Origin of the sequence: Gimesia algae (assembly GCF_007746795.1) — a bacterium.
GTDB lineage: Bacteria > Planctomycetota > Planctomycetia > Planctomycetales > Planctomycetaceae > Gimesia > Gimesia algae.
This window is the reverse complement of record NZ_CP036343.1, coordinates 343,550-368,356: the sequence shown is the minus strand read 5'-3', so window position 1 is coordinate 368,356 and position 24,807 is coordinate 343,550. Positions and strand designations below refer to the sequence as shown.

Sequence of the window (24,807 nt, the reverse complement as noted above, 5' to 3'; positions counted from 1 at the left end):
TTAAGCTGAAAATCAACGAACTGGAATTCTTATAAATGAAGAATACACTTCTGGTACGCAGATGTCAGCCAAGACTGGATTGCTTTCCGGTCAGATCGACCTGGAAACAAAACCGGGATGGCTGATTTTATCAGCCATCCCGAATGCTTTGTACTGGTTTTGTTTGACTTATAGGCTTATCAAAACAGTTCCCTAACGGGATCACCCATATCGGTGATTGGTACAGGACGGTCACCGGCAAAGAGTTCTTCGCTGGGATCGATGCCCAGTGAAGCGTAAATCGTAGCATGCAGATCGGGAACAGAGACCGGACGGGATACGATTTCTTCGCCCAGTTCGTTCGTCACACCAATCGTTTTTCCATTTTGTAGTCCGCCGCCCGCCAGAACAACACTGAAAGCCTTGGATTGGTGCCCGCGTCCTCCGCCAGAATCAAATTTTGCCGGACGACCAAATTCGGAAGCGACGACGATCAACGTTTTATCCAATAGCTTATTTTTCTCCAGATCGAGCACCAGCGCCGACAGCGCCGAGTCCAGTTCCTTAATCAGCAGATGCTGATTGAGCTGGCCGTCGTTGTGTGTATCCCAGCCGGTACCATTCACAAAGTTCAGATTATGCGAGACTTCTATGAACCGCACGCCGGACTGAATCAAACGACGTGACAGCAGACAGCGCTGGCCGAACTCACCGCCATAAGAGTTGCGGAGATCGCTTTTCTCATTGTCCAGCTGGAAGACTTTCATAAACTCAGGCCCGGACAAACGTAGCGCCTCAGCCACCGACTGATCATAATCCTGGATCGCCTGACCACCCACACTTTTCTGGCGGAACTCAGCCCGCATCTTGGTCAGCAGACGTTCGCGACGATCCTGACGGCTCTGATTCACGTGCGAAGACCGTGTGAAGCCACTCGGACCAGCACTGGTATCGGTCAGATAGATGTAACCCGCCTCACTTCCCAGGAACCCTGGACCACGCGTCACGTTAGGATATCCAATCAAGACATACGCGGGAGCATGTTCACTGGCAGATCCTCGTTTATGTGCCACCACAGAACCGACCGAAGGATAGGTTATCGTTCCGGTTGTCGGTCGTCCGGTATGCATACGGTTTGTGGCAGCCGCGTGTTCGTCGATCACTTCATGGTGCACAGATCTCACGATATTGAACCGATCGAGAATCGGCGCACATTTGGAAAGATGTTCGCAAACTTCGGTTCCCTTGATCGCAGTCGGAATCGAATCGTAGTAGGAACCGGCCTTTTTGGCTTTGGGATCACCTTTGCGTTTCGGGTCCCAGGTATCAATGTGACAGGAACCTCCGCCCAGCCAGATCATAATACAATGCTCGGCTTTACCAACCGGCATCGGCAGTTTTTTTGCACCATGTTTTTTATCAGCGTGTTTTTCAGACGCCAGCAACTGCTGCCAGGGAGTTCCCAATGCAGACGCTGCCAGACCAGTGAGCGAAGCCTGTCTTATAAAGTCGCGACGAGTAGATTCAAATGCGTTCATGGTTAACTCTTATGTTTAATGTTGCAGGTTGGTTTATCTGTCAGGATCAAGTTTGATTATGGTACGAAAAGGAATTCCGGAGAATTCAACAACGTCCAGAGCATATCTTCATAGCGATACCGCCAGTCTTCTTTCAATCGCTGCGTGGGAAGATCGCCCTCTTTGACGGATGACTCAAGAGACACCTTGATTTCATTGGCCTCGGGACTCAAATGATTTGACCAGCCCACCAGATTGCGTGGCAGTGGCTCGCGCGAAACGATCTCTGCATCCTTGTTAACACGTTCTGTATAACCAGGCTGCAGCAGTTCCACAAACAGTTTCAACTCACTTTCGGTCGGTTCACGTGTCAGCGTTTTCATGACAGTCGCTTTAATCAACGCTTCGAGTGATTGCTCCTGTAACGCAAGCATCGTGAAATCATTGTCATCAGACAGACGGGTGAACCGCTTACCGACCACACCATTCGCAAGAATTGCCGGCTGAATCGCTGTGGAAGCATACTCGCGAACTGTCATCGGACTCTGTCGCGTATCACGCCAGCCAAACGTTTTCAACAGAGTTATAAAAGGTTGCCCGAAAGGCAGTGCCAGACTTGGCCGGTCACGTTCGTTGGATGGAGAAGTAAATTGCCAGGCACGCCGTGGCGCTCCCAGGTCAAGTGAGCTGTGGTAATCACGGGAACCATCGATATCAATACACATCCGACCAGCATCCAATGGTTTCCCGCAGATCGCGAATAGTGAATCGACAATCTGCTCGGCTTCCATACGACGCAGGACCGGGGAAGAAAAATGATAAGTCGTATCAATCAACCCTTCGATTTTTGAGCTATCGGTTGCTGCTACTCGCTGATACAGATCCGATTCAAAAATCAACTGTGCCAGAAACTTCAGATCGTAACCATGAATCACAAACTGCTGTGACAGGTACTTCATCAGTTCCGGATGGGAAGGTTCCTGGCCATCCCAGTCGTCTACCGGTTCTACCAGTCCCTGTCCGAGATACCGCTTCCAGACACGATTCACAATCACATTCGCAAAGCGTTCGTTTTGAGGTGAAGTAATCGTCGCCGCCAGTTGCTGCCGCGTGTCTTTGGGAGACCGCAGGAAATTTTCCGGATAGGCCCCCTGTTTGACCAGTTCCTCAAAAGTCCATTGGGGAGTCACTTTTTCACCTGGCAGCAGCGTGACTGAGATCAACATCGAATTCGATTTGAAATCAAAGCCGGGTACAGAGCTGGTTTTAGGAACACCCTGGGGGCTGCGTTTCAGCATAGCGGCCAGGCTGAACAGGTCACGCTGTTTGAAGTCATGGAACGGAGCATCATGGCAGCGGGCACACTTCATATTCAATCCCAGAAAAGTCTGTCCGATAATATGTGCTTTGGCCGCCATCGGGGCATCGTTCTGTGATGCCATTTCAAAACCAGCCGGTCCGCCGAAATATTTACTGCCTTCCATCATGACCAGTTCGGTCAGGAAACGGTCAAACGGCTTGTTATCGTAAAACGATTCATGAATCCACCAGCGGAAAGGCCCGGTGTTGTTCAATGTCGGATTCACAATGTTCGGGTTTTCTGCCAGCACGTCCTGCCAGTAACCAACCCAGCTGTCTGCCCAGGCGGGATCATTAATGAATCGTTGAATTGCATTCGCACGCCGTGATTTTGGATCGTCGGCCAGATATTCGCTGATCTGCTCTGTGGTGGGTACGGTTCCCGTCGTGTCCAGGGAAAGTCGTCTAAGAAAAGCCAGATCACCGAGTAGCGGTGCCTGAACAATTTTCTCTTTTGCCAGTCGCTGGTTGATAAAATGATCGATGGCGTTATTTGCCCGCAGCCCCTTTACTGCAGCTGGCACTTTAACTTGAGGCTGCTTGAGAATTTCTGCTTTCGCAAGTTGATGTCGCGATTCCCAGTACTTGTCTTCCTTCGCGGAAGCTTCCCGGCGACGTGTTGCGTTGACGGCGATCAGGCTATAACGAAAATCACGTTCGAAAGGCAGCCAGTCTGCATCCGTCAGCATGACGGTCTCATCACCGGGTGTCAGTAGTTGAAAGTCCTGTTTGGGCTCTCCGATAAATACAGCAGTCTCACCAAAATCGGGACGATGCCGAAATCCGCCCACGATCATTTCGAAGCGAATGCGATGCGGTTTTCCATCACCGGTAAACTCAATGACTTTTTCCTGATCACCTCGATGCAATGGTCGAATATTTGGCGACAGGCTGCGATCCACCTTAAACACGTGACCGTGCGCCGAACCGGAAATATTGTGGAAGCCGGTCTCGGCGACCAGTTTTTCATCGATATATAATCGCGAAGCATTGCGGGCACGAATCAGAATCCGCTTCTTCCCGTTCGGAATCACCACGCGCGACATGGCGCGAATCAGATACGGGTCGGGCCGATCCACTTTCACACCCCGTTCGGAATAGCGATTCGGAATTTCAATTAACGCAAAATGCGGTTGTGTAAATGATTCTGCCAGACGCGGAGGACGGAACGTCCAGGATTTCTTATTCGGCACCCCTTCCAGAATATCCACTTTGACACGATTTTCAGGAATTGTCGTCCAGTCAATCTTTGGATCGGGAGCATGATATTTGAAGTGTGATGCCACCTGTTTTGCTGACAGGACCTTCCGATAAACGGCCAGCTCATCCAGTTGACCATCAAACGAGCTGCCAGCGGATCCACCCATGGAGGAACCAATCCAGACTTCATCATTATCCACAACAGGCGCCAGCGTCGTATCGCCGCCCATATCCCATTTCCCGGAAACAGGCTGACCGTCGACATAAGCTTTCAGGCTTTTCTTTTTGCCAAAGGTGTAAGTCACAGCCACATGATGCCAGTTGTGAGCACTGATCCCGGCTCCACTCGATGTCCAGCGATGGTAATCAGCTTTCTGATCCTTCTTCTCGGGTTGGCCTCGAAACAGAAAGCTGAGCTCTGAACCAGTGACTCGGAAGCCATAGTTCTGATTGTCACGGGCAACCCCTTTGCGGTTCGTCCGTCCTTTTCCAATGATGTAATAATGACGACCCGCATTTGTGGAATTCAGATTCACCCATGCTTCCAGGGTGATCGCATCTCCGGCAGTAAAATCGAGAATACTCTTCTCACCCGGATCAACCACCCGCAGAAAACCTTCACCAGGCTGGAACGCTGCTGCCTGATTCTCCGTGGTAAATAAAGGAAAATCGGAAGGACGGGGACCAGCCGCGGGCTTTGCTAACTTGCCGCTGATGAGGGCTTTGACTGGTTCGGTCTTTTCCTTCACAGTCACGACGCTGTCGTAACCCTCTGGAGCGGGTGTCTCAAAATTCCAGTAGAGCGTCGGCTGGTCTGCCAGAATCAGCTCCCGATAGCTGGCAGGAGCAGTAACTTTGGGGCTCTTTTTTACTTTGGTACTTTTCTCTTTTTGAGCATAGGAGGGGCTCACTGACAGAGGCAGGACGAGTAAGAGACTCAGCAGGCACAGGGAACGCTTAACGAATGCCAGGTGGTTCATAGCGGGCAATTCCAGATAATCAGGTTCTCAGTAGAGACGTTACAGCAGGCGAGATTTGTCGGAATCCAGCTATTCCAGTCCCGACAAACATTACTGTACACAAGAATGTATTAATGTCATAAATCATGATCTACTCTAATATACCGGGATGCAGGCTGATCTCACGGCAAAATATACTCGGATTGTCCCATTTATGAATTTTTTAAGTAAATCATCCCTCTTTTGAGAGTATTCGCGTCTTCTGGACTTTCATACAGAAAATGCTTGAAACGCACTGTAAAAGTATCTTAATTGTTCGGAAAAGAGATCAATTAAGGCACAAAGAGAAACTCGGGAGAATTCAATAAAGTCCAGAGCATGTCCTCATAGCGTTTTCGCCAGTCTTCATTGAGGCGTCTGGTCGGTGGGTCCCCCTGTTTGACTGCCACCTCAAGTTCCACTTTGATTTCGTTGGACCGGGAGTTCACGTGGTTAGACCAGCTGACCAGATTTCGAGGTAACCGCTCGCGGCTGACAAGCGCGGCCTGCGGATTCAACCGCTCCGCATAACCGGGCTGCAGCAGTTCTGTAAACATGTTGAACTCTTTAGCAGTCGGCTCACGCGTCAGTGTTTTTATGACGGTCGCTTTAATCAAAGCCTCAAGTGATAAATCTTGTAAAGCAAGTTCCGTGAAATCACTGTCATCAGAAAGACGGGTGAATCGCCGACCTAATATGCCATTGGCAAGGATTGCCGGCTGGAGGGGGGTCGAGGTAGATTCGCGAACCGTAACAGGGCTTTGGCGTGTATCGCGCCATCCGAACGTTTTCATCAGGGTAATAAAAGGCTGGCCAAACGGAAGCGCCAGGCTGGGACGATCCCGTTCATTGGACGGTGAGGTAAACTGCCAGGCGCGACGTGGCGATCCCAGGTCCAGTGAAACGTGATAGTCGCGGGCACCGTCAATATCGATACACATCCGGCCGGCATCCAGTGGTTTTCCACAGATCATAAACAGCGAATCGACAATCTGCTCGGCTTCCATCCGACGCAGGACCGGGGAAGAAAAATCATAAGTCGTATCCAGCAGCCCTTCGATTTTTGCGCTATCGGTCGCTGCCTCTCGCTGATATAGATCTGACTCGAAAATCAACTGTGCCAGATACTTCAGATCATAGCCATGAATCACAAACTGCTGTGACAGGTACTTCATCAGTTCTGGATGGGAGGGTTCCTGACCTTCCCAGTCATCCACGGGTTCCACCAGTCCCTGGCCGAGATACCGCTTCCAGACGCGATTGACAATCACATTTACAAAACGTTTATTTTGTGGCGAAGTAATCGTAGCGGCCAGTTGCTGACGCGTATCCTGAGGTGACCGCAGATAATTTTCCGGGAACGTGCCGGGCTTGACCAGGTCTTCAAAAGTCCATTGGGGAGTCACCTTCTCTCCCGGTAACAGCGTGACTGAGATCAGCATCGAATTCGATTTGAAATCAAAGCCGGGTACAGAGCTGGTGTTGGGAACACCCTGTGGGCTGCGTTTCAGCATGGCGGCGAGGCTGAACAGATCACGCTGTTTGAAGTCATGGAACGGCGCGTCGTGACAGCGGGCACACTTCATATTCAGACCAAGGAAGGCCTGACCAATGATATGTGCCTTGGCCGCCATCGGGGCGTCGTTCTGTGACGCCATTTCAAAACCGGCCGGGCCACCGAAATACTTGCTGCCTTCCATCATGACCAGTTCGGTCAGGAAACGGTCAAATGGCTTGTTATCGTAAAATGATTCGTGAATCCACCAGCGGAAGGGGCCGGTGTTGTTCAATGTCGGATTGAGGATATTCGGGTTCTCCGCCAGCACATCCTGCCAGTAACCGACCCAGCTATCGGCCCAGGCGGGATCGTTGATCAAGCGTTGAATCGCATTCGCACGTCGTGTTTTTGGATCGTCGGCCAGGTAATCTCTGATCTGGTTTGGAGCAGGTACGGTCCCGGTCGTGTCCAGAGACAGCCGCCTTAGAAAAGCCAGATCATTGAGCAATGGAGCCTGAGCAGCTTTCTCTTTCGACAGACGCACATTAATAAAGTGATCGATGGCGTTGTTCGCGCGCAGCCCGTTCACTGCAGCCGGCACTTTGACTTGAGGCTGCTTGAGGATTTCTGCTTTTGCAAGTTGATACCGCGATTCCCAGTACTGATCTTCCTTCGCGGAAGCTTCCCGGCGATGTGCTGCGTTGACAGCGATTTGACTGTAGCGGTACTGGCGTGCGAATGGTAACCAGTCTTCGTCGGTCAGCATGACCACCTGATCAGACGGAGTCAGAAGTTGAAAATCTTCACCGGGATTACCAATAAAAACGGCAGTCTCTCCGAAATCGGGACGATGCCGAGAACCGCCCACGATCATCTCGAAGCGAATGCGGTGCGACTTACCATCGCCGGTATACTCGACAACCTTTTCCGTATCACCCCGGTGTAAGGGACGAATATTTGGCGCCAGGCTCAGATCAACATCGTAGACGACGTCGTGACCGCTATTGGTAATTCTGTGGAAATCGGTTTCTGCCACCAGCTTGTCGTCAATATAAAGCCGCGATGCATTGCGGGCACGTAACAGAATCCGTTTTTTGCCTGCCGGCAGTGTCGTTCGAGACATTGCCCGCACCAGGAATGGATCGGGGCGATCCACTTTCACGCCACGCTCGGAATAACGGTTGGGAATTTCAATCAACGCGAAGTGCGGCTGTGTAAAAGTTTCTGCCAGTCGTGGCGGCCGAAACTTCCAGGATTTCTTATTGGGAATCCCTTCCAGAATATCGACTCTGACGCGATCTTCAGGAATCGCGGCCCAGTCGATCTGTGGATCGAAAGCAGCATATTTAAAGTGTGACGCCACCTGTGCTGCCGTCAGTGCACTGCGGTAGACAGCCACTTCATCCAGTTTCCCATCAAACGAACTGTTCGCTGCCCCCCCCATCGAAGAACCAATCCAGACTTCATCATTATCAACCACAGGTGTCCGCGAGGTATCCCCGCCGACATCCCATTTCCCGGAAACAGGCTGTCCGTCAACGTAGGCTTTCAGGCTTTTTACTTTTCCGAAGGTGCAGGTGAGAACCACGTGATGCCAGTTATGGGTACTGATTCCGCCCCCGGAAGAAGTCCAACGGTGGTAGGTCGGTTTTTCACCTTTCTTTTCCGGCTGGGTACAAAACAGAAAGCTGATTTCTGAACCAGTGAGCCTCAAACTATAATTTTGATTGTCCCGGGCAACTCCTTTGCGATGCGTGCGACCTTTTCCGATGATGTAGTAAAATTGACCGGACTTCGTGGAATTGGGATTGATCCACGCTTCCAGAGTGATCGCATCCCCGGCTGTAAAATCAAAAATGCTCTGCTCGCCGGGATCAACAACCCGCAGGAATCCCTGGCCCGGCTGAAACGCAGCCGCCTGATTCTTACCGTCAAACAACGGAAATTCGGCAGGCCGAGGTCCCGCAGTGAGATCCACTCGTTTGCCGCTCACCAGAGCCGGGACGGGCTTTCCTGCCTCTGTTTTATCCTGCCCGCTCACCGACAGACTGTTGAAACCGTTTTGTTCGCGTTGTTCGAAACTCCAGTAAGCTACTGGTTTATGAGACAGAATCAATTCCCGATAGCTGGGAGAAGCTTTCTTTTGTTCTGCCACTGCTGCTGTTTTGACTTGATTGGCAAATGAGAGCCCCGGGTTCAGAGGCAAGGTAAGTGAAACCAGCAGAAGAACAAAGGCACTTTTGATATATGTCACAGGGTTTTGATTCACAGCAGGCAATTCCGATATCAGATTCTGGAAGAAAGTTCACAGCAGGCGAGTTTTGCGAAATTCAGGAATTCCTGACCCGACAAACAATACTGTACGCGAGAAGTTCACATCAGCGTAAATCGTGATCTATTAAAATATACCGAACTGCAGCCTGATCTCACGCTAATTCATATCGGGATTCATCGATTTATGTTTTTTTTGTCAGGAATGGTCTCATTCTGTGAGATTTCAGAATTTCTGGTATATTAAAGCAAAGAATCATAACGCTGCTGATTCGTCGGCAGTGGGGACCGTAAGGATCAGCGCCGTCTTGAAACCCGATGAGATTGAACAATTTGTCCAACTTCTAACTGCTCACCAGAGCAAGCTTTATGCTTATATTCGCTCTCTGCTGCCTGATTCCCAAGCCGTTCAGGATGTGCTGCAGGAAACGAATCTCGTACTCTGGCGCCGTTCAGAAGAATTTGAAGCGGGCAGTAATTTTGTGGCCTGGGCCTGCAAAGTCGCTTACTTTCAGGTACTGGCCTATTATCGCGATCACAAACGTGATTCGATGGTTTTTAACGTAGAGCTGGTTGAAATGCTGGCAAAACAGAATGAAGAGAAACTGGCGGGTGCCCAGGACCTGCAGCGGGTACTGACACGTTGCGTTTCCAAACTGCCAGAACAGAGTCGAAACCTGATTCAATTGCGGTATGCCTCGGGGGGCTCGGTGCAATCGATTGCAGAGGCGCAGGGGCGGTCTGTCGGCGCAGTGTCTCAGACGCTATATCGCATACGACAATTATTACAAGAGTGCGTTCAGAAAACACTTGCCAGTGAGCAGGGAGAATTGTGAGTCATGAACCAGAAACCAAATCCTGAAGAAACACAGAACAAGACTCAGGAAATCATCTCCGCCTTTCTGGATGGCGTATTGACAGATGAGGAAAACCAGAATTTCCTGAAACGTCTGGAGACTGATGAAAAAGCCCGCAAACTCTATCTGGAAATGATGAATACCGATTCCTTCCTGCAGTGGGAACAAGGCCAGACAGATCCTCTCTCCGAATTATTCTGTCTGCCTCCCAAAGGTGAAACGATTCCTCCCCGTATTGATCCCGGTATTGTATCAGCACGCAAGCAGTTAACCGTGATGCGCTATGCGCTGGCAACAACAGTCGTTGCCTGCCTGTTTCTGACGGTTCTCCTGCTGATGGACGGCACACCTGCCCGCGCCGTCACGCGGCTTGACTCCAGTGATGGCGTACCTGCCGCCATGATCATCGAAGAACATCAACCGGTCTGGGAACGCACCGAGTGGACTCAGGATGTGAGCCAGCCACTTGTTCCCGGCTGGCTGAAACTCAAGTCAGGACGGGCACTCATCGACTTTTTAAGTGGTACGACCATCGCCCTTGAGGGGCCTGCAGAACTCGGAATCAATTCTGATAACCGCGCGTATCTGAAATCGGGTCGCCTGGCTGTCGTCGGTAGTACGCGCGATCATGAATTCACTCTGACGACCGCAAATCTGACACTGCTGTCGCAATCGGCTAACTTTGGTCTGTCAGTTAACGACGACGAACAGACAGAGCTTCATGTATTTTCAGGCAGCGTCTCTATTACTCAATCACAGAAAAAACCAGACGCCGAGATCAAACAGGAACAGACTCCAGAAACCACGGATGAACTGGTTGTCGCCGCAGGACAGGCAATTGTCTTTGACAGCACCGGCCAGGAAGTGACGCGACAACTGGCTGACCAGGGTGCCTTCCCTACACGCGATCAGTTTTCCGTTGCAGATCCCCCCGGAGAGATCCCCGCCATCGATTTTGCGGCACATAAAATTGAGCCGTACAGTTTTCAGGATGGGCAATATGAACTGCCCACTGATTACCAGCTCATTGAACAAGGCAAAGGAATTCGTCTGTGGGGGAACGCCTGGAAGACGCTGGACGTCAACACAGAAATCACCCCCAATACGGTGATCGAATTTGATTTCCGCTCCCTACATCAAGGTCAAATTCATGGTTTTGGCTTTGATCACGATAAGAAGTACGGCAAAGGGAATCATGTCTTCCAGATTTACGGCTATGAAGCCTGGTCTCACATTGGACAGCAGTTTAATACCTATACGGGAACAGGCTGGAAACGATTTCGGATTCGTGTGGGCCGTTATCTGACTGGGAAATATCGTTATTTGCACTTTATTGCCGATGAAGATGTGATTGCCCGCGCCGAAAGCCAGTTTCGCAATGTGCGGATTTATGAAGCGCCTACCAAACAGTAATTGCGGAGCTCAGTGACTGAGATTCGGCTTGGGGTTCGGCTCTTCCGCTTCCCCAGGTGCGGGTTCGTCTTTTGCGGGTTCGTCTTTGCAACCACCCAGAATCAGAAAAGTGGCGGCGAACAAGAGATAACCGATTCCAATACCTGTCGCATGAAAAGTGAAACCGTCAACATTGTCTGCCGTAAACGCCAGACGGAAATGAATGTCATTATTAATGACTTCATAGGCATTCGTCAGTCCCAGAAAAGCGAACAGAGCCGCGACCCCGGACCAGATTGCCGCTGAGCGATATTTACCATCGATCAGACAGGCACAGATCGCCGCCAGAATCATGCAGGTAAAAATAAAACCCCGCTCCATCACAACCAAACCGTGCACCAGAAAGCCATTCACTTCGGTAAACAGATTCGTCGATAAAATATCCTGCAGTGTTTTGCCTCCGCCGACGAGAAACGTGCCTTGCATAATCGTCGCACCCCAGGCAGCAATCGCGGGGAATAATCCCAGCGCCACAGCCGGTGCATGCCGACTCGGAGACGCCTGAAATGCCTGGGCCGTGATCACCATACCAATCCAGAGCACGATCGCCACACCCGCTTCCAGGGGAATGATCCTGCTGATGACCCCCGTCGTTCCCGTCAGGCAGATCAGCAGAAAGAAAACCCCGTTCAGTGTGGAATACCCGGCCCGTGATCCCATTTCTTTCCAGCCGGGATGTCCGATATAAATCGTTGTGGGAAAGCAACTGCCCAGCAATGAAGCCATGATCGTTCCCACGCCATTGGCCATCATCGCGGGTTTGGCAGGGTAACTGTCACCGGCAGCTTCGGCTGATTCTATGTTCTGCATGCTGCCAATCACATTGAACAGCCCCATCGGAAAGATTACCGACATATAGCCGGCCCATTCGCCCGGCTCTTTCAACAGTTCCCACAGGGCCCCCCCAGCAAAGTGGGGCCGATACCAGCCCGATTGTTCCCAGGCTGTTTTGATCGCTTCTGCACTCATCGGTGATCCCTGCAGCATTTGCGGAATCACTTCCGGTAACACCCAGGCGCAAATCGTCCCGACGATAATCGCCAGTAGTCCACCGGGAATCGGCACGGGTAATTTCTTATGCGAAAACAGCGTCAGCAGCACAACCGCAGCGGGCAGCATCGCGATCATCGGTCGCTGATAAATTTTCAGAACAAACGTCATCGAGATAAAACCGATGGCAATCCCTGCCAGTGTCGACAGTAACGCCGCACGAGGCGTTACCCGCCGCACACGATCAGCAATGAAGGCACCAGCGAACTCAATCACGCCACTGCCGAAGCAGGCCAGCAGTCCCATCTGCCAGGCGGCTTCTGCACTGTTGGTCCGTTGATAGACGGGCACCATTACAAAAAAGATATACACCAGCAGTGAAGGCGTATTGATGCCATAAGGCAGTGCGCAAACATCGCTGCGATTTTCCCGTTTCGCCAGCTGATGCGCCTGCCACGCATAAAAAATATTCCCGAACAGAATACTCAACGCAGCGCCAGGCAGGATATATTGCAGCAACAGTTCTGAATCAGCAGAGATACCACACAAGCCGCACAGCGCGACGATGAGCAGAAGCTGGACCAGGTTATCAATCATTAAAGCGAAAAAACCGTCCAGGTCGCGTCGTACGAAGAGGGGGTAATTGCTGTGCTTCATTTCAGTTCAACAGTTCCTGAATGTCATCCTGAGTGAATGGATTTTGTAAGCGGGCCCCCAGTTGCGAGACAATCCGGGCAGCAGCATGCGAAGCCAGATGGCCCGCCTGATGCCAGTTCAAACCATTGGTGATTCCGTACAGAATCCCGGCGGCGTACATGTCACCGGCACCGGTCGTATCAATGGCTTTCACTTCCACGCCTTCAATGGGAATCACGCGTCCTTCATGCATCAGAATCGAACCATCACCACCCAGTGTCAACGCCAGATTGGGGACATGCTTGTGAATCACATGCGCACAATCGACGGCATCCTGTTTGCCAGTCAGACTGCGGGCCTCTTCCAGATTACAGAACAGCAGATCCACTGGTCCTTCGATTAATTCCTGGAATTCATCCCGGAACAGATTGATCAGGAAGGGATCGGATACCGTAAATGCCACTTTGACACCATGTTTTTTTGCCAGTTCGATCGCGCGGTAAGCAGCACGCTTCTGTGTTTCTCCGGTAAACAAGTACCCTTCGACATACACATATTTTGACTGTTTAATGTGTTCTTCGTTGATATCTTCCACGCTCAATGTGGCTGACACCCCCAGATTCGTGAGCATCGTCCGTTGCGCATCCTCAGTAATGAGGACCACACACGTTCCTGTCTGCCCCTCCGCAGCGGGAGGAACCTCTATCGTCACTCCCAGCTTACGCATGTCGGCGAGGTCGAATTCCCCCAGCATGTCACTGCCCACTTTACCGGCGTAGGCTGCTTTGCCACCGAAATCAGCGACTCCGAGTATCGTATTCGCAGCGGAACCGCCCGCACATTGGGAAATGGGGGCACCATCCAGTTCGCCAAGAACTTTTTGCTGGATTTCTTCATCCACCAGGGTCATGATTCCCTTAGCAAAACCGAGTTTCTGGAGCGTGGCGTCCGAGACGCGTGCCTGAATATCAACTAATGCGTTGCCAACGCCATAAACATCGTACTGCATGGTTTCCCTTAACCTGATCCATTCTGAATAATTTCAATTCCCTCTTTTTGTAACAAAGAGGTAGTCCATATCTGCTTTTTTGATGATGTGCAGATCATAACTAAAGAGACATTCAATGGGAAACCACAGAGAGTATGCATCTACTGAGTTTGAAAAAAGCAGTCAGGTCACTACTATATAGGCAAGAATTCACATCCAGAACCCTATCTCAAACGCTGAGATGATTCTGGGGCCGGATTCTTTAAAAACTCAAACCGGCGACAAATCGACTTGATTCACCGCATCACACTTTACAAGGATGCTTTTACACATGACAAACTCCTCCTCTGCGAACGACTTGCTGTACTCACTACCACCCATTGGTGGCAATCCCTCGACCCGTACGAACCAGACCAATCCGGGGAGTTTCGCAAATCCGCCACAGATCGCTCCGGGAGCGAAAGGAGCACTGACGTTCTCGTCTCCCGATACGCCGGGTATGCCTGCTCCCTCAGAAAAAACCGCCTGGGACTTTATGCCTGCAGGCTGGGAGCTGAAACCAGGCTTCGAAGAAAACTATGAAACAGCCGATGCCTGGACTCCCCCGGCTGACTTTCTGCCGGTCACCCAGCTGGAGTTTGCCCGCTGTGGAACTATCACACCGGAAATGGAACGGGTTGCCGAACGGGAACCGCATCTGCTCGCAGAACAGATCCGTGATGAAGTCGCTTCCGGTCGTATGATTATCCCTGCCAACAAAGTGCACCTGGGATACCAACTGGATCCGATGGCCATCGGTCGTGCTTCCAAAACTAAAGTGAACGCCAACATGGGAGCCTCGCCCGTTTCCTCCGGAACAGATGAAGAAATCGAAAAACTCAAATGGGCACAACAATGGGGTGCCGACACCGTAATGGATCTCTCGACCGGCGGCGATATTGACGGTTGTCGGCAGGCGATCATCCAGAACAGCTCCGTTCCCATTGGAACAGTTCCCATTTATTCCATGATCATCGCCCGTCGTCTGGAAGATCTGGATCACGCCAGTATTCTGCAGATGCTCGAACATCAGGCCAAACAGGGAGTCGACTATTTTACGATTCACGCCGGCGTGCTGCAGGAACACCTCTCACTCGTCGCACAGCGTCTGATCGGAATCGTCAGCCGTGGCGGTTCACTGCTGGCAAAATGGATGCTCCACAACAAACAGCAGAACCCGATGTACGAACTCTGGGACGACATCTGCGAAATCATGCGGGAATACGACGTCAGCTTCTCCATCGGTGACGGCTTGCGTCCTGGCGGACTGGCGGATGGCTCAGACCGTGCCCAGCTGGCAGAACTGTGCGTACTGGGTGAACTGACCGAACGTGCCTGGAAAAAAGGGGTGCAGGTCATGATTGAAGGACCCGGGCATATCTCCTTCGACCAGATCGAGTTCAATATGAAACTTCAGCGAACATTGTGTCATGGCGCTCCGTTCTATGTATTAGGGCCATTGGTCACAGACATCTTCCCGGGCTATGACCATATCACCAGCTGCATCGGTGCGACCGCAGCCGGCTATCACGGTGCCAGCATGCTCTGCTATGTGACTCCCAAAGAGCATCTGGGTTTGCCTAAAAAAGACGACGTCAAACAGGGCTGTATCGCTTACAAGATTGCTGCCCATGCGGCTGACGTCGCATTAGGAATTCCCGGAACCCGTGATCGGGACGATGATCTTACCGAAGCGCGGGCTGCCCTCAACTGGGAAAAACACTTCGAACTGAGCTTCGATCCGGATACCGCACGCGCTTTACATGATGAAGACCTGGACGTGGATACCGACTTCTGTGCGATGTGCGGCCACGACTGGTGCAGCGTTCGTATCTCCAAGGAGATTCAGGAATTCATGTCAGGAAAATCGGAAGACTATGCCTGGGACAAAGCGAAAAAATCGCTGCCGTTGACAGCCGAGCAGCAGGAAATTCTGGAAAAGCGCGGCGTTCTCAGCCCCGACGAAATTCACAAACTGGCATCAAAAGTCAAAAAGGAAATGGTCGGCGAAGGCGAACAGGACAAAGCATCCTGCCACAGTGACTACGTCGCTCCTGAAGAAGCACAACAGATGCAGACTTCGAAACAACTGCCGGTTCTGAATGAACGTCCCTGATTTCCGCCAGCCGGCATTGAAAATCAGATAAAAACAACGCGGGCATCTTGCTTGAGAGATGCCCGCATTGTTGTTTTAACCTCGCAGTCTCATGGCACCGGCGATTAAGCCGACAAACATCAAGATCCAGGCGAACACTTTACCCATCGCACGACCAGAACGATATGCGGAGCTACCGGAACCAACTGAAGAGCCGGCTCCATCATTATTGGATGATGCCGGAAAGGGACTCCTGTTATTGGCAGCAACCTGTTGGTCCTGCCTTCCCTGATTACAATGAGGGCAAGGCGCTGTAGAACTAAATCCCGTTGATCGGAATTTCTTACCACACTTACCGCATATGTAAATTGATTCTCCAGCTTTGCCTCCACAATGGGGACACTGTAGCATCACCGGAGTATCTGAAACATGTTTCTTATTACAGAAGTTACATTCAATCTCGTATTGCATGGTAGGCATGCGTGGCGCGTTCATCTGTGGTGATTCTGCGGGCATGTTGGGAAACGGGTTTCTGCCCCCCATTCCCGTTTGACCGGGAAATCCTGGATTTCTTTCCTGGTTCATGGCCAGTTGATCGGTCTGCTTCCGAGGCTTGATCAGGCTCATATCAGGGGCACTGAAGAAGTCTGTGATGAACAGTTCCTCTTTCTCACCGGTATTCAGGACAGCCACTGAATCGCCGTAAGCCAACCGGACAAATTTGCCTTTGATCTGACGTTTGCTGAGATCGGTCCAGATGCGGAATTCTTTTTCTCGCTCTTCTGGGGTTAAACTAAGAACAGTTTCTTCAGCTAGTGCAGGAAAGAAATTACCGGGAATTTCTTTTTGCAGCCGTTCCTGCACATAGATCTGATCCTCGGCACAGAAGTTCTGATAGGGAAAATCCTGAACCATTCCGGTTTTTGTTATCAACAGAGTGACATTGCCATCCTCCATTTTAACATAAGAGGCGGCGACCGAATTGCCAGATAAATCGGTCCACTTACGTTGAAAATTGAGCTGCATGAACTGTTTCAGTCTGGTAGGTGACAGACTCGGATCGGGATCCTCACGATAGGCCAGGGGAATTTCATCAAAGCGGCCATGCATTTTCAGAGCATCCCGTAAGAGTTTCAGATCGTCGGGGATCAGGGTTCCAATATGTACGTTGATAAAACCAACCGGTTTGCCCAGAAATACCACTTCGCGGCCATTGATACGCATAAATCTTACTTCAGATTTCTTTCCCTGCTTGTCAGTCCAGACACGATATTCGTTCAAGGCTGCTACCAGTTGGGGATCAATCTCCGTATCCACTTTTTCCACATCCGGATTCGTGTCCGCTTTCGTCGTTTTAGAGGCATCATCCACAACAGCGCCTGCTTCCATTTTCAAGGGCGCATCTGAAGAGCCGACTTTCGCTCCCGGTTCACCAGCTTTGGCCTTCAGGCTTTCAGGAAGAAGAGCAACCAGATTATTGTGGCGATGATATTCAATGATCCACGCGACGTCTTTTTCGCTCAGATCGTCCAGGGGTACCCGGACCGAACCGCCCGCATCTTTCAGCAGCGTGACTTTGCCTTGCGAGCTCACTGAAAGGAGTTTGGCCTGATGACGGGTACCATCTTTCAATGTAAATTCACGGACCGTAAACGGTTTGAATGACTCTTCTTCAACAGAGGGTTTCGCTGTCTCTGCAGGCATTGATTCCGGAGCAGGTTTCTCGGGAGTCGGTTCTGATGCAGGCTGCGTGGAAGCCGGTTTCGCAGGCGGGGAAGTGTCCGGCTCTGAACCTTTCACAAATTCTTTTTGAGGTTTACGATATTCAGGGGGAAGAAAACTTAACAGTTTTTTTCGCTTGTGATATTCGTAGATCCAGTTCAGATCTTTTACACTTAATTTTTCAAGAGGGACATACACTGTCCCCTCTCCCTTCAGACTGAGAGTGGCAGTCGGGCCTTTAACGGTAATCAGTTTCCCGGTCGCTTCAGTTCCATCCCGATAGGTCCAGTTGCGCACGGTGAAGCGTTCGTAACTTTCTTCAGCAGGTAACCGTTGAGAGAGCATCAATGAACAAAGCATCGCGCACAAAACAGCAAATTGCGTTTTTGTCGTCTTCATTATGACCAGACCATGTTATAAAATGAGGTTCGAGGCGTTTAGGAAATTCTTAAATTTAACCACTAAACTACAACTATCAGAATAGCCCACATCCGTTCAACTTGAAATACTGAAAATTGAAAATTTGAGAATCCAGGGAGAGGCTTGTCCCAAAATTCAGTTGATCCGTAAAATCCCTCTATCAGGCCTCTCAGAAAGGGCAATTCTGTTCTGAAAATCTAACTCTGTTTTTTCCGCTTTTGTACAGATATAATATCTTTTGTGCAGTCAGATTGTTTTTATCCGTTGAATATCCAATTAAAGGAGAGTGGTTCACTTTATGCTGAATTCTTTGAAGGGGCAATTCTTAGTCGCGTCCCGTAAGCTGAACGATCTCAATTTTTATCGATCTGTTGTGCTGATCGTAGAACATAACGAACAGGGAGCCACCGGTCTGATTGTCAATCGCCCTTCCTCCTTTTCGATTACCAATGCATTATCGCGTTATTTTGACATGCCCAAACTCGAGGACATGGTATTTATGGGAGGTCCGGTAGAACCGAATGGCATGTTTGCCCTGCATAATGCCAGTGATCTTGAAAAATCAACTGAGGCGATCGTCCCGGATTTATTCATGGGCAGCAGCCCGGAGATTTTCGAACAGGTAATCTGGCGCATTTCGGAAGGTGACCCGCATCTGGATTTTCGGATCTTTTTCGGTTGTGCCGGCTGGGCACCTTTACAACTGGAATCCGAAATAAATCGGATGGACTGGCTCTATACTCCTGCGATGACGCAAGACATCTTTGACATCGACCCCTATGATATCTGGGATACCCTGCTGCAACGTGCCATGTCAGAACGACGATTTCTACCTCAAGAAACGGCACATCCCGAGTGGAACTGATGTAAGCTGCTGACAGACTGACCTGAGAACGACCCACTTAATCCACTGAATCCACCATAAGAAAAGTAATCTCTCGCATGACGCCTATTCAGATCAAAGACCCGGATACTGGTTCCTTCGCCAACATTTTACCAGAGCTGGGATTCAACTGCTTTGAATTCCAGGCAATGGTGAATGGTCAGCCGATTGATGTAATCGACGCACATCCTGATTTTGCATCAGGAAACCAACGCCCGAGCAGTGGTGGAATTCCCATTCTGTTCCCCTTCCCGAACCGCATCGCCAACGCGAGTTTTCAGTGGGATGGGGTTCCTTATGAACTCCCTGCTGATAAAACCTATCATGACAAAACCGGCAACGCCATTCATGGCTTCTGTCTGGATCTTCCCTGGCGGGTCATTTCGCAGGAAGAGTCTGCTGTGACAGGCCAGTTTCAATTGAGTATTGACGGAAAACACCGGCTGAAATACTGGCCCGGCGACATTTTTATTGAAGTCCGATATGAAGTCAAAGGGGCGGCTCTCCGCGCAGATATTCGTGTTGGTAATCCAGGCTCGAATTCGGTGCCCTGGGGGCTGGGCACACACCCTTACTTCAAAGTTCCCCTGTCAAAATCAGGCAGTCTCAAAAACTGCCTGGTGGAGTCGCCGGCGAGTGAGGAATGGGTGCTCGAAGACTGCCTGCCCGTCGGCGTCAAAAAGTCGATTGGAAAATCTCACGACCTGCGAGAAGGTGCCTGGCTGGACCAGCTGCAGGCAGATGATATCCTCACTGGCATGCCTGAAGATATTGAACAGTATGAATGCCTGATTATGGATGAGCAGGCAGGTCTGGTCGTAACTCAGGACTATGATGCCATCTTCTCCGAGCTGGTTGTTTTTACGCCCCCTGATCGGGATTGCGTCTGCCTGGAGCCTTACACGTGTGTCACGAATGCCATCAATCTGCTCAGCGCGGATGTGGAAACCGGACTCCGGGTGCTGCCACCGGAATCAGAGATCAAAACCTGGATTGAAATTCGGGCAGGAAAAGTAATTGTCTGATGGTAACGTCGGGAGAAACAGGATGACAAATCGAATCTGTCTGCTGCTGTGTCTGACACTCTTTACCCTGCTTCCCGCACAGGTCTTCTCCCAGGCGGAAAGGCTGCGAAAGCAGCAGGTCTCATCGGAAAGTCCGCAAACGAAGGCCCAGAGTCTGCGGTTACTCAATGATATAGAAGCGCGACTCAAAACGGTCAACCAACCAACCGCGCATCAGCCCCCGGTGACAGCGGAGAGCGATGCTTTTATCATTGTTGACGATACAGTCAGGGGCGTAAACTATAACAGGACGCCCAACGTGCATTTTTTGCTGACGCGTCTGATTCTGATCAACCAGAGCCCACGGCCCCTCAAACTGGTCCGCAGCCAGATTAAAGCTTTCGTAGATGGTCAGGAAACTCCCCTGCGAACTTTACCTCCCAATCTGATCAACCAACCTGTCCAGTTGGGAAAACGTAGCCTGCGACTCAATAGTTTAAATTTTCAAAATGATGCCACCGTACCACCCGGCGAACAGGGCAGTTTGTGGATATTACTCACAGACTTACCTGGGGCACCTCATATTCCGAAAATCGAATTTCAAGTCACGGTCAATGATCAGACACTGAAACTGAATGTGAACCGCTTCGAACTCGGTAAATTGAAATATACCATCAAATTGCTGGGCCCCAGCCAGTGTCTGGCAGAATTGACTGTGAGCGGCGAGTTGAATTCCATTAATATCGGAAGCCTCATTCAGGAAATTGATCTCCTGACAACCCAGAACATCAAACGCTTCGTCATGCATTTCCCGGACCCGAAAACTCAGATCGACGATTCGGTCGAAAAATGGCTACCTCGCGCAGCAAGTCAAGTGGGGATCAATGCGATGGTGAATTCTCCCTTCCCTGTCTTTCCCAACATGATCTCTGAACTGCATCTGTCCGGAGAAGTGTTTAAGAACTCCAAAGTACCTTTCCTCGGAATCAAGAAGGGACAGGTCACGCATGAAACAGAATCAGCGGCGATCCACGCCGCACTCGACAGTGCAATGAGTGTTCTCACGCGGGAAAAAGTAGCAGAGCAGATCCGGACAGGTTCACCGGCAGTGAAAATCGCAGCACTCATCAGTGGCGGTCGACAGCTGACCAATGCAGAACTGCCGCTGATCCTGGAACTCACATCAGATCCGGACCCGCTCGTACAACAGGCCGCATTATTTGCCTTACGTTATCTGGGAGACTCCCGCGTCTATGAACGGTTAACCCAGGTCGCTAAAACGGGCGGCCCTCAGGCCGAAGTCGCCGTTGCCAGCCTGGCAGAATCCCGGTTTGCCCAAGGCCAGAAGGTGCTGTTAAAACTGTTAAAAGAAAGCCCTCCGGCCTCTCAGAAAACAATGATTCAGATTATCGCTCAGAGCCCACGTCCTCAGTGGGGAGATGCCATCTATCAATTCATCTCCAGTGATAACCTGGAACTCCGTAAAGCGGCGATCCAGGCGCTGATACTTAATGGTCATCCACGACTCTTTGAAATATTGTCAGAGGCGCTACAGTCTCCCAATCCGGAAATACGCGAAGTAGCCTTCCAGGAACTGATTCAACAGAAAGACAATGAGAGTGAAACATTGGCCTTGAATTATGTTCTGTCGCAACTGAAACAGACTGCACCAACCCAGGCCATGCTTACTTTTCTCGATCGACTGAAAGATCAGCGTGCCATCCCGCTTCTGTTTCGGCATCTGGAAAATCCAAAACTCGATTCCGGACTGCGGGTCGCCGTCATAAAAACATTGGCCTCGATTGGTGACCAGACAGTAGAATCCGGTTTCCTCAAAGTTTATCCCCAGGCAAAGGTCAACGAAAAATTAGTGATCCTCTCCTCACTGCAGGAAGTCGATTCCCCTCACTATTACGAACTGGTAGAGCAGGCTTTAAATGACAGCGATCTGAAGATTGTTAATGGAGCCATCGACAGTTTGCGCAAATCCGGTTCCATCGAAGCCGTCAATTTATTACAGAAGACATTACGCAAAACCGATCAGTCTTCTACCTGGAGAGCCATCTATTCATCGCTGGTTTCAATCGGTACCCCTGAGGCACGACGGATTATTATGGACGCCCGTTTTGAAGGAGATCTCGATGATAAAAAAAGGGCTGCTGCCACGGCGCTGAATAATATTTATACGCGTTCACCAGGCTCCCAGTACGTAAAAAATGGTAATACGGAACAGGGTAGAAAACAATACGAGGAAGCTTTGGAAGAATATCAGACTGCGCTCAGCATCGATTCGCTGCTCGTGCCGGCCTATCAGGGTATCGTCAATGTTCAAAATGCAATGCAGAAATATGAAGAGGCTCTCAAGACCGCAGATCAGGGGCTGAAAATCGACAGCATGCATGCGCGATTATATGTCGCGAAAGGGATGATCTACAGCAACCTGTCGCAATCCGAAGAAGCACTGCAGCAGTTTCACAAAGCGATTGAAATCGACCCGCTGGATCATTTCTCCTATGTCATGCTGGCTTCACATTATTCCAAACATAATCAAAACGAAAAAGCGCTGGAAGCCTATGACGGTGCCATTCATGCCAACCCCCGTAATATGGATCTTTACGATTTCAAAGCCGATCTCCAGCTCTCCCTCAAACGTCCCGACGATGCACTCAAAACCTATGATCAGGCCATCGAAGTCAATCGCGGACAGATCAAGGCCTATTCCAGCAAGATGACCCTGCTGCGAAAACTCCACCGCTACTACCAGGTTCTGGCCGTCTGTGATGATATCTTAAAAGAAGGCAGCCTGAAGAGAAATCCGCAGTATGTTATGTATGCCTATCTGACAAAAGCCAATACCTATCAGCAACTCTCTCAACTGGAGAATGCCATCGCCGCCTGTGACGCTGCAATTAAAATCAGACCCGGGGAAATGCAGCCTTACCTCACCAAAGCTCATATTTATACCGAAGCAGAGCAATGGGAAAAAGCGTTGCACGTATATGATCAGATGATTCAGGATCCCACGATCCAGAAAGACAATCGCCTGATAGATGCCTTTACCGGCCGCGGTCATATGAATTTACAGCGCATGGACTGGCAGTCTGCTCAGAAAGATTTCCAGCGAGCTTTTGAGATTGACAATAAAAGCTCACAGGCGATTACCGGCCTGGCAATCTGCATGGTTTACAATCATCAGGAAGACAAAGCGATTTCGTTCGTGAATGAACAGTTGAAAAACTTCAAAGAAGATGGGCTGTTTCATTATAATGTCGCCTGCGTTTACGGACGGGCGTTGATCAATCTGAAGGATGAGAAAAAAACACCTGACGCTCAGAAAACCATCAAAGGTTATCAGGACACAGCGATCCAGCATCTGAGCAAGGCTTCCGATCTCGGCTTTCAAGATGTCGAGTGGATGCAAAAAGATCCTGATCTCAGTGAATTACAGCCCCTTCCCGCATTCAAAGCACTGGTTCAGACACTCGAAAAGAAAACGAGCCTATTACAGTAACTCACCCTTGGTGAGCACTGATCTGCACCTAAACCACTGATCCGTCTGAGTTTAAAGTAGCATTGCTGCAGATGGTTCCTGCCTCGCCTCCCTGCCTGGAGATTGCCGTTTTCTCAAATCACGCTTTCTGCTACATTTCCAGCCCCATCTATCAGGCATCTCACCAGTGAATTCCGATTCGGCGCGAGGTCTGTTTTTTCTCCCCATTTCAGAGTGAGTTTCGTGATGCGTCGTCATCCTTTCCTGAATCTTAATTCGATCCTGCTGACTTTGCTGGCTGCCACTTCGCTTCCGGCTGAAAATCCACCTGCGACACAGGTTAAAACAAAAGTTGCTGCGGGGATCTCAAACCAGACTACCGTCGAAATTAACCAGAATGATCCGCGACAGATTTTGACACAATGGTCGGCTGCCTCCAGCTTTCTGTCGCCTGTCGGCCCTCAATCCACTATCGAAAAATTCAAGAAGCAGAATCAGGTCTATTTCAGCGGGCATGAGCTGACACTGATTTCCGAATTTCAACAACCCATCTCAGCTCAGACATTACTGACAGAATATGAGTGGCATGTGATCAGAAAAACAGGTTCCGTTATCATCCTGCGGGGAGTTCCTAAAGATCTCTTAACCCGGCATCTGTGCCGCCCATTTGAACTGCAGTTCAATACACAATCCATGCTGCCTGAAACTTTAACGTTCCTGCCGGGTAAGACAAAGTCACAATCCGGGTTTGCGGCGGTCGAGTTAACCACGTTAAAAGAAGTACGCAAGTCTGCCATCATCGCAGGACATCCAGAACCAGAATTCGTTTCACAAACCGTTGCCAAGGCAATCTTCCCGCAAGCGATTACTCCGCCAGACCCTGCAAAAAGAAATCCCATCCGACGCATTTCTTTTTCCCAAACCAGTACTGAAAACAGGAATAAAACAGAACTGCTGGAAATCGAAAAACTGGTGAAGCGCTGGGTTTCTGTCTCTCGCAAAATTGATTCGGTCAAACTGGGAAATGGAATTACTCTTTATCCACATAGTGAGCAGCAGAAATCACTGGAGTTTGAGATTTCTCAAAACAATACGAATCTCTCAACGAGAGCAATCTATCTGTCTGCCATGCAAAACCTGTCCTCGTGGTTAATGAACGTCGATCAGAGTACATTCCTGATCGAATCGTTTACAATCGAATTATCCACAGACGAGCCAGGACCGGTGGCAGCAAAGTTTATTACACTGAAACTTAAGCCAGAGCCGGATCAACCTCAACCCGGCTGGCAGTCTGTCGAACTGGAATTCCACACCGCTCAACCACTTCCAGTCAAAATCAGTGAGACCAGAAACCAGCAGGTGGTTCAGTTTCTACTGTCAGGCATGGACGTAACTTATTCCGAGTGAAG

At 50.2% G+C, this 24,807-nt stretch carries 13 protein-coding genes; 7 read left to right on the top strand and 6 right to left on the bottom strand.

Annotated elements, in window-relative coordinates; translation table 11 throughout:
- Positions 1-179: 179 nt before the first annotated feature.
- From Pan161_RS01350 to Pan161_RS01340, 3 genes are all read right to left on the bottom strand, one after another.
- Positions 180-1,517: a DUF1501 domain-containing protein gene (locus Pan161_RS01350; protein WP_145223818.1), complete on the bottom strand. Its 1,338-nt coding sequence runs from the start codon at positions 1,515-1,517 to the stop codon at positions 180-182.
- A 56-nt stretch (positions 1,518-1,573) separates the two neighbouring features.
- Positions 1,574-5,035, bottom strand: coding sequence for a DUF1553 domain-containing protein (locus Pan161_RS01345; RefSeq protein ID WP_145223817.1), 3,462 nt, complete (start codon positions 5,033-5,035; stop codon positions 1,574-1,576).
- Between the two features lie 311 nt (positions 5,036-5,346).
- A complete protein-coding gene (locus Pan161_RS01340; protein ID WP_145223816.1) occupies positions 5,347-8,820 on the bottom strand; it encodes a DUF1553 domain-containing protein in 3,474 nt (1,157 codons plus the stop codon).
- A 220-nt stretch (positions 8,821-9,040) separates the two neighbouring features.
- On the opposite strand from Pan161_RS01340, the gene Pan161_RS01335 reads away from it, so the two are divergent.
- Together Pan161_RS01335 and Pan161_RS01330 are read left to right on the top strand one after the other, a co-directional pair.
- Complete coding sequence (locus tag Pan161_RS01335) at positions 9,041-9,658, top strand: sigma-70 family RNA polymerase sigma factor (protein WP_197995636.1); 618 nt, start codon at positions 9,041-9,043, stop codon at positions 9,656-9,658.
- A 3-nt stretch (positions 9,659-9,661) separates the two neighbouring features.
- Entirely contained in the window at positions 9,662-11,092 is a 1,431-nt protein-coding gene (locus Pan161_RS01330; protein WP_145223814.1) for an anti-sigma factor family protein, read from the top strand.
- 9 nt (positions 11,093-11,101) lie between these two features.
- On the opposite strand, the gene Pan161_RS01325 is transcribed toward Pan161_RS01330, so the two are convergent.
- Together Pan161_RS01325 and Pan161_RS01320 are read right to left on the bottom strand one after the other, a co-directional pair.
- Positions 11,102-12,778 carry an NCS2 family permease gene (locus Pan161_RS01325; RefSeq protein WP_145223813.1) on the bottom strand — a complete coding sequence of 559 codons (1,677 nt, stop codon included), beginning with the start codon at positions 12,776-12,778 and terminating at the stop codon, positions 11,102-11,104.
- Position 12,779: 1 nt separating this feature from the next.
- Positions 12,780-13,766: an adenosine kinase gene (locus Pan161_RS01320; RefSeq protein WP_145223812.1), complete on the bottom strand. Its 987-nt coding sequence runs from the start codon at positions 13,764-13,766 to the stop codon at positions 12,780-12,782.
- A gap of 310 nt (positions 13,767-14,076) precedes the next feature.
- Here Pan161_RS01320 and thiC point away from each other — a divergent pair, with 310 nt between their 5' ends.
- Positions 14,077-15,900, top strand: a complete 1,824-nt coding sequence (thiC, locus tag Pan161_RS01315; RefSeq protein ID WP_197995635.1) for a phosphomethylpyrimidine synthase ThiC — start codon at positions 14,077-14,079, stop codon at positions 15,898-15,900.
- Between the two features lie 75 nt (positions 15,901-15,975).
- On the opposite strand, the gene Pan161_RS01310 is transcribed toward thiC, so the two are convergent.
- Positions 15,976-18,000, bottom strand: coding sequence for a hypothetical protein (locus Pan161_RS01310; RefSeq protein WP_145223811.1), 2,025 nt, complete (start codon positions 17,998-18,000; stop codon positions 15,976-15,978).
- A gap of 319 nt (positions 18,001-18,319) precedes the next feature.
- On the opposite strand from Pan161_RS01310, the gene Pan161_RS01305 reads away from it, so the two are divergent.
- From Pan161_RS01305 to Pan161_RS01290, 4 genes are all read left to right on the top strand, one after another.
- Positions 18,320-18,886, top strand: coding sequence for a YqgE/AlgH family protein (locus tag Pan161_RS01305; protein ID WP_145223810.1), 567 nt, complete (start codon positions 18,320-18,322; stop codon positions 18,884-18,886).
- A 77-nt stretch (positions 18,887-18,963) separates the two neighbouring features.
- Positions 18,964-19,929 carry an aldose 1-epimerase gene (locus Pan161_RS01300; RefSeq protein WP_145223809.1) on the top strand — a complete coding sequence of 322 codons (966 nt, stop codon included), beginning with the start codon at positions 18,964-18,966 and terminating at the stop codon, positions 19,927-19,929.
- A gap of 22 nt (positions 19,930-19,951) precedes the next feature.
- Positions 19,952-23,419 (top strand): HEAT repeat domain-containing protein, encoded by a 3,468-nt coding sequence (locus Pan161_RS01295; RefSeq protein ID WP_145223808.1) that lies wholly within the window; start codon positions 19,952-19,954, stop codon positions 23,417-23,419.
- Positions 23,420-23,644: 225 nt separating this feature from the next.
- The gene (locus tag Pan161_RS01290) at positions 23,645-24,805 is read left to right on the top strand and encodes a hypothetical protein (protein WP_145223807.1); all 1,161 of its coding nucleotides are present in this window, start codon (positions 23,645-23,647) and stop codon (positions 24,803-24,805) included.
- Positions 24,806-24,807 lie beyond the last annotated feature (2 nt).